This window comes from Pseudomonas sp. P65(2024), assembly GCF_057480955.1.
Genome location: NZ_JBLIYX010000004.1, coordinates 343,582 through 355,371, shown reverse-complemented (window position 1 = coordinate 355,371; position 11,790 = coordinate 343,582). Strand labels below are relative to the sequence as shown.

Below are 11,790 nucleotides of genomic sequence, written 5' to 3'. Positions count from 1 at the left end.
ATATCCGAATTAGCCAAGAGTGTTCCTAAGACATTCTGGCAACAGAATTTCTTGACGACCATAGAGCATTGGAACCACCTGATCCCATCCCGAACTCAGCAGTGAAACGATGCATCGCCGATGGTAGTGTGGGGCTTCCCCATGTGAGAGTAGGTCATCGTCAAGATTCATTTCGCAAAACCCCTATCTGCGCGAGCAGGTAGGGGTTTTGTCTTTAAGTAGAGAGTACAGAGATTCGCTGGCACGTCCCTCGGACGGACCGGCACACAGAATTTCTTGACGACCATAGAGCATTGGAACCACCTGATCCCATCCCGAACTCAGCAGTGAAACGATGCATCGCCGATGGTAGTGTGGGGCTTCCCCATGTGAGAGTAGGTCATCGTCAAGATTCAATTCCGAAGCCCCTGATCGCGATGCGGTCAGGGGCTTTGTCTTTTCAGGGTACCAATGCACGCGATTGCTGTATGAGACAACCCAGCGCCTTGGACTGGGCTGTCTCGCAGGGAACAAAGTTGCAAGCATCAGCAGCGTGGGAGCGGGCTAGCCCCGCGATGCGGTGCATGGCACCGGCTTCGCCGGTGATCGCGGGGCTGATGCTTGAAAACCTGTACCCTGCGCGAAAGCGCAGCCCGAACAGTCATCCCCCGACCCCTGACATCCAAGACAAAAAAAGGCCGCTCCCGGTTGGGAGCGGCCTTTTTGCTATCGGGGCAAACGCCCCTGCCAGTGATCTCAGCTCAGTAGGTTACGCACATTGCCCATCGCCTCGTCGGCAAAGCCCTGCAGGAACGCCTGGAATCCCGGCAGGTCCTGCGGACCACCTTCCCAGGGCTCGGCCTGGATGGTCCAGGTCGCACGGCTGCGGTTGGCATCGATCACCTGCACTTGCATGGCAGCCCACAGGTTGCCGATATTCAGGCTGGTGTAGATCAGGCTCCAGGTCATGTGCATGGCCTGCTCGTCACGGCTGTTCAACTGCTCGATCACCACGTTGCCATCCTTGAACAGCTTCTTGCGCACCGAGCGCACGCCACTGCCGGTCATCTCGATGTGCGCCAGCGCAGGGATGAACACCGGGAAGCCGGCGAAGTTGCCGACGATGTTCCACACGCTGGCGGCTGGGGCGGCGATCTCGACGCTGGAAACCACCAGGCAGCCTTGCGGGTTGCGGATCAGGGTGTCGGGTTTGAGTGTTTGCATGGGATGTTGCTCCTATTGTGGATTGAAGGGATCAGATAAAACCGATGTCGGCCAGGTAGCGGCAGCCGCGGCTGAGCAGCGCCGGGTCCTTGCTCGGGTAACGGGCGCCCATGCGCTGAACGCCGGCACGGGCGTTGTCGTGGGCGATGCCGGAGATGTCACCGATGTCTTCCTCGAAACCGTCCAGATAGAAGCCCAGGACGTCGTACAGCGCGTTGTCGCGGTCGACCCGGGCCAACTGGCGCTGCCATTGCTCGACGCTCACCAGCTCGAAGGCATGGCCCTGCGCATGGAACGACGCCAGATAGTCACGCCAGCGCAGCGGTTCGGGGTTGTGCAGGTTGAACACGCATTGGCCAGCCTGGTGGCGGCTGCTGTGGAAGGCGATGAAACGGGACAGGAAGTCCACTGGCATGAGGTCGAAGTCGATCTCCAGCCCCGGCACCTGGCCCAGTTGCAGCGAACCCTTGAGCATCAGCATCAGTCGATTGCGCTGGGGCTGGCAGGCGCCCGTGCGGCTGTCGAAGGTGATGTTGCCCGGGCGGAACAGGTTGACCCACACGCCCTGCTCGCGGGCGCGGCTGAGGATGCGCTCGCCGACCCACTTGCTCAGGTTGTAGCCATTACGGATATAGATCGGCGGGGTACTGACCGGATCGCTCTCCAGCACGCGACCATCGTTGTCCACGGCGCTGCACGCGGACAGGGTCGAGACGAAGTTGAAGATCTTCTTGCGTCGGCCTTCGCACAGCCGCAGGCACTCGAACAACGGCTCGATGTTGTCGGCGGCCAGCACCTCGTAGTCGAGCACATGGTTGACCTGCGCGGCGTTGTGCAGCAAGGCGCCATAGTGGTTGTCCAGGTCGTCGTAATCGGCCTGGGACAAGCCCAGCAGCGGCTTGCGCAGGTCTGCCTCGAGTACCCGCACGCGGCTCAGGTCCAGGTTGATGTGGTTGTCCTGCAGGGCCTTGGTGAAGCGCTCCTCGGCGGACCGCCCACCGGCTCGGCGTACCAGACAGGCAACTTCGGTGGCGCCCCATTCCAGCAAAGCTTCGACCAGGTGCACGCCAAGGAAGCTGTTTGCCCCCGTGACGATGACCTTGTGCACATCGCCCAGACGTTCCATCGGCAGTACCTGCAAGCCGAGATCGCGGTTGGCGTCCTGCTCCAGGCGCGCCAGGGAGGTCTGCAGCGCATCATCGTTGCCGTCGAGTAGCGCACCCAGGCGCTGCAAGGTCGGCTGCTCGATGAAACGGTTGATTGCCACGCCTTGGCCGAAGTGTTCCCTTACCTCCAGCAACAGGCGTGACAGCAGGATCGAGTGCCCGCCCAGATTGAAGAAGCTGTCGTCCATGGAGATGTTGGCTGGTGGTAGTTCCAGCAACCCGCTCCACAGCTGCAGCAGGTGCTTCTCGGTCTCGGTCGTCGGTGCGATGCGCGCGTTCGTCGGTAGGGGCAGTGGTCGTGCCGACAGTGCCCGGCGGTCCACCTTGCCGTTGGCCGTATAGGGCATGTGCTCCAGCACCTGGTAGAACATCGGGCGCATGTAGTCGGGTAGGTGCCGCTCGGCATGCTCACGCAACACGGCTTGCGCATCGGCCCGCTGCGGATGGGCGAGGAAGGCCAGGATCCGGCGCTGCGCGTCGATCACCACCGCTACCTGGGCGAACAGGTGACTGTCGCGCAGGCAGTGTTCGATCTCCTCGGGCTCGACCCGGAAGCCTCGGATCTTCACCTGGTTGTCACGCCGTCCGCACAGCTCGATGCCTTGGGCGGTCCACTTGCCGATGTCTCCGGTGCGATAGGCTCGCAGCGTGCGGCCTGCGGGCAGGCTCAGCTCGACGAAGCGTTCGGCGGTCAGTGCAGGCTTGTTCAGATAGCCCAGGCCGACACCGGGCCCGGCGATGTACAGCTCGCCAGGGGTCTGCTCCGCTACCGGTCGCAGATCCTGGTCAAGTATCAGCACCTGGGTGTTGGCGATGGGCAGGCCCAGGTTGCGGTTGCTGTCGCCGCTGGCGAACACCCGGGTGGTGGCCAGCACGGTGGTTTCCGTCGGCCCGTAGATGTTGTGCATCCGGCACTGGCCGGCCAGGCGGGTGATGACCTCCGGCTCACAGACGTCGCCGCCAGTGATCAGATGACGCAGGCCGAGGTGGAGATCGCGGGGCAGGATGCTCAGCAGGGCCGGTGGCAGGAACGCATGGCTGACCTCCTGGCTGTGGATAAGTTGTACCAGTTGCCGCGGATCACGGCGTTGGTCCTCGCTGGGCACTACCAGCTCGGCACCGCAGAGGAAGGTCGGCAGGATGTCCAGCAGCGAGGCATCGAAGCCGATGGTGGAGAACTGCAGCACCCGGCTGTGCCCGTCCAGGGCCACATGCTCGCGATACCAGGCCATGAAGTGCGCCAGGTTGCGCTGGCTGAGCAGCACGCCCTTGGGCTGGCCGGTGGTGCCGGAGGTGTAGATCGCCACGCACGCCTGCCCTGCGCCGGCCTGGCGCAGCGCCAGGCCAGGCAACGGCATGCCCGGTGTCGTAGCGAGGCTGCGAACATCCACATGGGGGATATCCACAGGCACATGCCCGTCATGCAGCACGACGCAGGCACCGGCATCCTCGAGGATCGACTGGCGTCGTTCGGCCGGTGTGGCCGGGTCCAGCGGCAGGTAGATGGCCGCACAGCCCAGCACCGCCAGCAGGCTGGCATAGAGGTCAGGCGACTTGTCCATGCACACGGCGACCACCGGTGGCTGTTCGCCGGGTTCAGGCAGCAGCGGTACCAGGGCCTGCTGGATGGCGACGGTGCGGGCATGCAACTGGCGATAGCTGGAGCGCTGGCCGCCATGGTTCAGGGCGAAGCGTTCGGCATGCAGGCGCAGGCTGTGCTCCAGTGTCTCGACCAGGCTCGTTTCGGCCTGCTCCAGCAGGTCGGCGCGCAGTGTGCGGTTGAATGGATGGCGGAAGGCCAGTGCCTCCAGCCAGTCCAGGCTATGCTCGCGCTCCTGGTCGCCGGGGCTTACTGCGGGCGCTTCCTGCAGATGCGCCGGATTGCGGGCAAAACGGGTGACTTGCAGGGCCAGTTGATCACACAAGGCCTGCAGGGCGTCTTCACACAACTGCTGGCCGTTGCCGGAGCTTGGCGTGTGGATCGCTGCTCGCTGAATCAGCCGCTGGGCGCTGGCACTGCCGCACCAGCACAGGGCTTCCAGTTGTGGCAGGGGCTCGGCGAAGCTGGCGCCCAGGCGCAGCCTGAGCAGCGGCGTGTCACCCAGAGGCTGCCAGTCGCTGCTGCCGAGTATCAGGCTGCCGTCTTCCACCACCAGGTCTGGCCGGACCGACAGCCGCTGGCGCAAGGCTTGCCCGCTGTCGACGGTGGCCGGGCCATGGCCGTGCTCATCAAGGAGGCGGGCGAATGCCTTCAGGGTGGGACTGTTGCCCACCAGGAGTATGTCGAGGCGTCTCATATCCAGGTCCTCAGGGCAGGTAGTCGCGCAGGGCGTCTTGCACACAGGGCGACTCGAGCATCGAGCTGCTGCGGAAGAAACGCAGGATGTTGCCCAGCAGCGGATGCTGGTGGTTGATTGGGTAGGCCAGGCCTTGCGCTTCATCGCGCAAGGCCTGGCGCACCGTTTCGTTCACCGGCAAAGCAGCGATCAGGGCGCAGTCGAAAGCCTGCTGGATGTCGCTGGTCAGGTATTGGCGCAGGAACAGCGGCAGCACCTTGGCGATCGCCTGACGATCCGTCTCTGGCGCGGTGTGCCAGTAGATGCGCGTCAGCCGCGCCCAGAAGCTGGAATGACGGCCTTCGTCCAGCAGGTGATCGGCCATCAGTCCCTTCACCGAGGGCTTGACCGAGTCGTCCTTGGCAAAGGCCGCGACATCGTCGGTCAGGGTGTTCTCGGCGATGCCCACGCAGATCAGTTCCAGCGCATCGCGCAGGCCCTCGGGCACCTGGTCCAGCACGGCCGGAATGGCGCGGCTGAGTTCGATCTCCTGGGGCAGGGCGATCGGCTCGATGCCGGTCAGGGCGATGGTCTGCTGCAGGAAGTCCATCGCCACCAGGGCGTGATAGTCCTCGTCCACCACCACGGTCATCGCGTCGTAGCGGCAGGCGAACGGGAACCGCACGGCAAAGCGATCCTTGGCGATGCGCCGGGCGGTGCGGTCGACGATTTCGGTCTCGAAGATCACCACATCGTTGATGAACTTGTAGAGGCTTTGCACCAGCACGAAATCACGCAACTGCGGACATTCGCGCTGGAACGTCGCGCCGAGCACCAGGGGTTGGCGGCTCAGGGGGTAGATCAGTCGCTGGTCATCCTCCACCAGGCGCCGGGGCCGGGTGCGTATGGTCGCCCGAGCCTCCCAGGCCTCGGCAAAGGAGCGGTACTCGAGGGCGTTCATTGGGTGACCTCGGCGACAGGCGTCTGCAGCGAGGCCCGCAGGCGGTCCCACAGCGCCATGCGGCTGTCCACTGCGGCGATGGCGGCCACGTAGACGTCTTCCTGGCGCAGCGGGTCGTGGTCGACCAGGCGGGCCAGCAACTGTTCGGCGGCAGGCCCGTGGTCTTCGGAGTCCACTTCGATGTGGCGCTGCAGGTAGTAACGGAAGGTCGGCGCCTGCTCGGTGCCGATGCCCCACTCGTCGAGGATCTGCTGGAACATCGCCGGAATCACGCTTTCCCGGCCGTGCAGGAAGGCGGCCGCGACCCGGTGGGCCGGTGCGTCGAGGGCAACCTCGAGGGTGTCGCGGACGAATCGCTGGGCGGCCTCACTGGCACCGCAGCGCAGCAGGGCATCGATGGCCGTGATGCCCTGCTGCTGCAGGGTGATGAAGCGATCAATGGCCTGGGTGCTGGCACCGACTTCGCGCATGGCATCCAGGTACAGCTCGAAGTGGCTGTAGTGGCCGTGGTCGAGGCGGTCGTCCGATTCTTCGCCCAGCACGATCTCGTTGATCAGACGCGCAGCGGCCGGGTCCGCCGGCGGTAGCCAGGGCAGGCTGACGCAGGTCAGCTCCTGCTGCAGGCGCTTGGTCAGTGACATGAAGTCCCAGACTGCGAAAACATGGGTTTCCATGAACCGGCGCAGTGTCTGCAGCGAGTCGATTTCGGAAAAGAGTGGGTGCAGGGAAAGTTCATGTTTTTTGTCGGAAAGTGTGCGCTTCAATGTGCTCATGATGAGGTCCGTTATGGATGGCATTCAGGGGTTAAGTTGCTCTGCACATTGCTCGTTATATAAATTCCAGGCGAAGTGATGCCTCGAATGAAATTTCGACATCGAACAACGATTAGGGGCCGGCAGGGCTTGTCTGGCAAGGCGTCCACGGTGATGCCTGGCCGCCCTTGGCTGGCGCTATAAAAGTTAGAACAACTTCAAAGTTTGTCGCAATTGTTTTTTTTATTATTTTGCGCTCGGACTTTTCTTGAAATATAAGTGTCCGAATAAAACTTTGAGTAAGTTTTATTTTGGCAATATGTGCTCCTTCCGATAAATAACGATCAGAAAAATAGACACAGAGTGAATGCCTCACTCGGAGCACTGATGAACGGAGATGGGAGAGTGACTATTGGAGGGCGGCTGATCGCGTGCGGTCCTTGCCCTGGTGCCAGATTCCTTCTGCAGGTGAATGAGGAGGCAGGCGGCCAGGTCCACGTCTGATGATCAGCGGCCGCTGCGGGGAGTAGAGTGTGCCCAAAATGCTGGCACTGCCATGGCCTGCGACGGACCGGGCAGTGGAAATACCCTGATCAGCGTGTGGATGGCAGGAGGGGAGGGTTAGTAGCTGAGCAGCCCGAGGTGGCTGTTGAAGATGCGCACCAGACGCTGGTTGAGCAGCGAGGCATCGACCGATTGCCCCGGCAATTCAATCAGCTCCAGCTCTCGCCTTACCAGTCTGTGCCAGCCGAGCATCGCCGCCAGGGAGCCAGGCGGGTAGAGCACGGTCATCGGCACGTGCAATGGAAGGTTGCTGGTACTGAACTGCGGGCTGTCACAGCTTGAAACAAACAAGTGACGGGTTTGCCCCGGACTCGCCTCCTGCACCTGTTGCATCAGGGCTAGGGCGATGTGCGCGCCCAACCCTTGGGCGAACATGGCGTGGGGTTGTGTAAGGTAAGGCTCAAGCTGCTCGCGCAGGGCCAGGGTCAGGCGCCCGGCCACGGGCAGTGCGGCGGAGTGTTCCAGGTCGGCAATGCTCGGGACATCGACCGCGACCAGTTCGATGGGGTCGCTGAGGGTTCTTGCCCAAGTACGATACTGGGCAAGTTGTTGCCGGGTGCTGGCCAGGCAGATCAAGCGGATCCTGGACGGCTGGTCGGGCGTGATTTCCTGTCGCGTCTGCACGTGCACTGCCGTTCCTTGTGGCGGATCGTGTCTGCGCAGCGACGCGGTCGTTGAGGTCGGCTGCGCGGTTGAGCAGGATCAGTTGCCCGATTGCCTGTCGAGGTAGCTCCTGATGGTGCGCGCGGCGTGGTTCAGGTGCTCTTCCAGGAGCTCGATGGCTTTGTCCACCAGTTTGTCGCTGGCGGCGTCGACCAGGGCGATGTGATCGTCCTGGGTGAGCTTGCCCAGCCCCATCGAAGATAGGTGGAAGCGCAGGAAGCGTTCCTCTTCGTTGAGCTCGATCTCGATCATGCGCAGTAGCTTCTGGTTCTGCGCCTTGCTGTAGAGGGCCATGTGGAACAAACGGTTGAGCCGGCCGATTTCGGCGTGACGGGTCTCGCTTTCGAGCTGGCGGATATACCCCCTGGCCTGGGCGATGTCCTCGGCATCGAGCAAGGGGATCGACTGGCGCAGCGCCTCGGTCTCGAGCAGCACGCGCAAGGCGTAGGTGTCGACGGCATCCTCGCCGATCAGTGGCGCCACCACGGCACCTTTGTGCATCACCACCTGCAGCAGGGACTGGGCCTCGAGCTGGCGCAGGGCCTCGCGCACAGGCATGCGGCTGACGCCGAATAGGGTCGCCAGCTCTTGCTGGCGCACGGCGGTGCCCGGTGGCAGGCGGCCGTCGAGGATGGCACTGCGCAGGCGCTCTTCTATGACACTGCGGGCCAGGTGCGGCGGTACCTGCTCGCTGCCCAGCACGGTGCTCAGGAGTTTGGGTTTCTCAGCCACGCGTGGTTCGCCTCGGCAACATGAAAATTGGATCCAATTACCCTAGTGAGGGTAGGGGGCGCTTGTCAAACGGATTGATCAAGCCGGTGCGCCATGGCGCACTGACGAAACGCGGCTATCGTGAAGCAAGTTGCCGGCATTGGGAAGATGGCCAAGGTCGCCAGCCCTTGTACGAAGCGGGTTTGCCGACAGTTGGCAGTACAGGCACCCGGTGCCATTGTCTTTTGCCGCGTCAGCCCGCACCATCGCTGCTTTCGACTGATCTGAACAGGTGTCCGCAGTGGCGATACCTTGGCCCCTCAATGCGACCGTACGCCGGCTCGGCCTTGCCGTGCTGCTCGGCTGCCTGTGGCTGGGCGCTACCCAGGCGGATTGGGACTTCTCGCAGATCAGCCGCCGTGCGCAGGCCCTTTACGGCCCGTTGGGCCCGGGCCAGGGACGCATCGATGCCTGGCAGAACCTGCTGACGGCACAGAAGCAGGGCAGCGAGCTGGAGCAGTTGCAGGTGGTCAACCTGTTCTTCAACAAACAGTTGCGCTATGTCGAGGACATCGACCTGTGGCACGAGGTGGACTACTGGGCCACGCCGGTGCAGTCGCTGATCAAGGGCGCGGGCGATTGTGAGGACTATGCCATCGCCAAGTATTTCAGCCTGCGGCGCATGGGCATCCCGGCGGAAAAGCTGCGCATCACCTACGTCAAGGCCCTGCGCCAGAACCGTGCGCACATGGTCCTGACCTATTATTCAAGCCCACAGGCCCAGCCTCTGGTGCTCGACAGCCTGATGGACGCCATCAAGCCGGCCAGCCAGCGTACCGACCTGCTGCCGGTGTATGCCTTCAATGGTGAAGGCCTGTGGCTGACCGGCGCTGGCGGCAACAAGAAGGTCGGGGACACCAAGCGCCTGTCACGGTGGCAGGACTTGCTGAAGAAAATGCAGGCCGAAGGGTTCCCGGCCGAACCGGTTTACTGAAGGAGCACAGATGTCACTGTTCAAACAATTGCTGCTAGCCATTTGCCTGTTCCTGGTGGTCGCCTTCAGTGGCAGCTTCATGGTCAGCCTGGAGAGCTCGCGCAGCCAGTACGTCAACCAGCTGCGTTCCCATGCCCAGGATGCGGCGACCGCGCTGGCGCTGTCGCTGACGCCGAACATCGACGATCCGGCGATGGTCGAGCTGATGGTCAGCTCGATCTTCGACAGTGGCTACTATTCGAGCATCAAGGTCATCGACCTGGACTCCAATGCCGTGCTGGTCGAGCGTCATACCGAGCCCGACGCGGGTGGCGTGCCGGGTTGGTTCATCCAGCTGATCGGCCTGGACCCGGCCGGCGGTGACGCCATTGTCAGCCGTGGCTGGCAGCAGGCGGCGCGGGTCGAGGTGATCAGCCATCCGATGTTTGCTCTGGCCAAGCTCTGGCAGAGCGCTCTGGGCAGCCTGGGCTGGCTGTTGTTGTGCGGCGCGGCGAGCGCGGTGCTCGGGGCCCTGCTGCTGCGTCGCCAGCTGAGGCCGCTCGACTACATGGTGGCGCAGTCCCACGCCATTGCCCGCCGTGAGTTCCTCAGCCTGCCGGAGTTGCCGCGTACGCCCGAGCTGCGCCGGGTGGTGCAGGCGATGAACCAGATGGTCGAGAAGCTCAAGGCGCTGTTCACCGAGCAGGCCGAGCGCAGCGAGAAACTGCGTGCCGAGTCGTACCAGGACAGCCTCACCGGGCTGGCCAACCGCCGTTACTTCGAAATGCAGCTCAATGCCCGGGTCAGCAACCTGGAGGAGGCCCGGGCCGGCTACCTGCTGTTGCTGCGTGTCCAGGACCTGGCGGGCCTGAACGCGCGCCTGGGGGGCCAGCGCACCGACCAGTTGCTGCAGGCGGTGGGCGAGCAGTTGCGCCGCACCTGTGCGAACTTCCCCGAAACCAATGACCTGATCACCCGTAGCCGTGGCGGCGAGTTCGCGGTGTTGGCGCCGGGCATGGTGCATGATGAGGCGATCCAGTTGGCCCAGGCCCTGGAAACCACCTTGCAGAGCTTGCACGAGACCGGCGCCAGCGATGTCGACCCGGTGGCCTGCATCGGCCTGGCGCCCTACAGTCCTGGGGATGCCCCGCCAACGTTGCTCAAGCTCGCCGACGAGGCCCTGGCCCGCGCCGAGAGCCAGCCCGCGCCGGGGTGGGTATGCTTGGAGCAGGGCGCCGCAGGCCAGGCCGCCGACAGCCACCACGCCTGGCACACGCGCCTGGACCAGGCGTTGGGCAAGGGCCAGTTCGAGCTGTTCTTCCAGCCGGTCGTGGATGCCAGGGCGCCGGAGCGGGTGCTGCACTACAAGGTCATCTCGCGCCTGCACGACGAGCAGGGCGAAGCCCTGGCGGCCGGCCGTTTCCTGCCGTGGCTGGAGCGCTTCGGCTGGATGGCGCGGCTGGACTTGCTGGTGCTGGAAAAAGTGCTCAAGCACTTGCAGGGGCATGGTGAGGCGCTGGCGCTGAACCTGTCGGCCGCGACCCTGGCCGACCCCCAGGCGCTGCAGCGGGTTTACGAGCTGCTTGGGCAGCATGGGGCGCTGGGGCGGCGGCTGACCTTCGAGATCGGCGAAGAGCAATTGCCCGAGCAGTCGGCGCTGGAACAACTGACCCGACGCCTGCGCGCACTGGGCTTCAGCCTGGCGCTGCAGCGCTTCGGCGGGCGCTTCAGCATGATCGGCAACCTCGCCCACCTGGGGCTGGCCTACCTGAAGATCGACGGTGGCTACATCCGCAACATCGACCAGGAGCGGCACAAGCGCCTGTTCATCGAGGCCATCCAGCGCGCGGCGCACAGCATCGACCTGCCGTTGATCGCCGAGCGGGTAGAGACCGAAGGGGAGCTGAAGGTACTACGGGAGATGGGTGTGCAGGGGATCCAGGGGCAACTGGTCGGTGGGCCGGCGCCCTGGCGTTAAGTTAAAGCCTGTGGGAACGGGCAGGCCAATACCACAGGCGCAAACAATGGCCGTTTGATCAGATCAACCCGCCGTCCTCGTCTTCCTCGATCAGGTTGTTCAGGCCGCCCAGCGCCTTGCGTGCGGTGGAGCGGTTGAGCAGCTTGGCCTGGGCGCCCGGTGGCAGGTCGGTGATGCTGAACACGCCCTTGGCGGTCAACACCTCGATCAGGTCCTCCAGTACCCGGATCATGTCCAGGTCGCTCTGCTTGAGCTGCTTGAGGCTGTTCTCGACAACGTCGTCGGCGAACCATTCCTGGATCTCGGCATTGTCTGCCGGGACCATGTCGGTAAAACCGTCAAACGCGGCGGCTTCCACCCGCAGCAACTGGCCTTCGGCGTCGCGTTGCACGTAGAACATGGCGGCGTCCCTCGTCACGATGAATCCTTTTTGGTAGTCAGCAGCATAGGCAAAGTTCACCGGGCATGTAAGCCCGGTGCACGAGTATGCGCGTGAAGGGATGGCTGGAAAAGCCCGCGCCCCGACGCCGGCCCTTGCGGGCC

Annotated in this window: 9 protein-coding genes and 2 rRNA genes; 4 read left to right on the top strand and 7 right to left on the bottom strand. The window is 63.6% G+C overall.

Annotated elements, in window-relative coordinates; all coding sequences use genetic code 11:
- Positions 1–50: 50 nt before the first annotated feature.
- Together rrf (AC25MA_RS09025) and rrf (AC25MA_RS09020) are read left to right on the top strand one after the other, a co-directional pair.
- A 5S ribosomal RNA gene (gene rrf, locus AC25MA_RS09025) occupies positions 51–166 on the top strand.
- 109 nt (positions 167–275) lie between these two features.
- A 5S ribosomal RNA gene (gene rrf / locus AC25MA_RS09020) occupies positions 276–391 on the top strand.
- A 344-nt stretch (positions 392–735) separates the two neighbouring features.
- On the opposite strand, the gene AC25MA_RS09015 is transcribed toward rrf (AC25MA_RS09020), so the two are convergent.
- The 6 genes from AC25MA_RS09015 to AC25MA_RS08990 all read right to left on the bottom strand — a co-directional run bounded on the left by AC25MA_RS09015 (position 736) and on the right by AC25MA_RS08990 (position 8,317).
- Positions 736–1,203 (bottom strand): SRPBCC family protein, encoded by a 468-nt coding sequence (locus tag AC25MA_RS09015; RefSeq protein ID WP_028693088.1) that lies wholly within the window; start codon positions 1,201–1,203, stop codon positions 736–738.
- 31 nt (positions 1,204–1,234) lie between these two features.
- The gene (locus AC25MA_RS09010) at positions 1,235–4,666 is read right to left on the bottom strand and encodes an amino acid adenylation domain-containing protein (RefSeq protein WP_028693089.1); all 3,432 of its coding nucleotides are present in this window, start codon (positions 4,664–4,666) and stop codon (positions 1,235–1,237) included.
- Between the two features lie 10 nt (positions 4,667–4,676).
- On the bottom strand, positions 4,677–5,606 hold the full coding sequence (locus AC25MA_RS09005; RefSeq protein ID WP_028693090.1) for a diiron oxygenase: 930 nt from the start codon (positions 5,604–5,606) through the stop codon (positions 4,677–4,679).
- On the bottom strand, positions 5,603–6,379 hold the full coding sequence (locus tag AC25MA_RS09000; protein ID WP_028693091.1) for a DUF3050 domain-containing protein: 777 nt from the start codon (positions 6,377–6,379) through the stop codon (positions 5,603–5,605). Before AC25MA_RS09000 ends, AC25MA_RS09005 begins: the two co-directional genes overlap by 4 nt.
- A 600-nt stretch (positions 6,380–6,979) precedes the next feature.
- A complete protein-coding gene (locus tag AC25MA_RS08995) occupies positions 6,980–7,546 on the bottom strand; it encodes a hypothetical protein (protein WP_139121101.1) in 567 nt (188 codons plus the stop codon).
- Positions 7,547–7,624: 78 nt separating this feature from the next.
- A complete protein-coding gene (locus AC25MA_RS08990) occupies positions 7,625–8,317 on the bottom strand; it encodes a GntR family transcriptional regulator (protein WP_028693093.1) in 693 nt (230 codons plus the stop codon).
- A 271-nt stretch (positions 8,318–8,588) separates the two neighbouring features.
- On the opposite strand from AC25MA_RS08990, the gene lapG reads away from it, so the two are divergent.
- On the top strand, positions 8,589–9,290 hold the full coding sequence (gene lapG / locus AC25MA_RS08985) for a cysteine protease LapG (protein WP_232854099.1): 702 nt from the start codon (positions 8,589–8,591) through the stop codon (positions 9,288–9,290).
- Between the two features lie 10 nt (positions 9,291–9,300).
- Positions 9,301–11,247: a cyclic di-GMP receptor LapD gene (lapD, locus tag AC25MA_RS08980; RefSeq protein ID WP_486971966.1), complete on the top strand. Its 1,947-nt coding sequence runs from the start codon at positions 9,301–9,303 to the stop codon at positions 11,245–11,247.
- 58 nt (positions 11,248–11,305) lie between these two features.
- On the opposite strand, the gene AC25MA_RS08975 is transcribed toward lapD, so the two are convergent.
- Positions 11,306–11,647: a hypothetical protein gene (locus AC25MA_RS08975; protein ID WP_028693096.1), complete on the bottom strand. Its 342-nt coding sequence runs from the start codon at positions 11,645–11,647 to the stop codon at positions 11,306–11,308.
- Positions 11,648–11,790 lie beyond the last annotated feature (143 nt).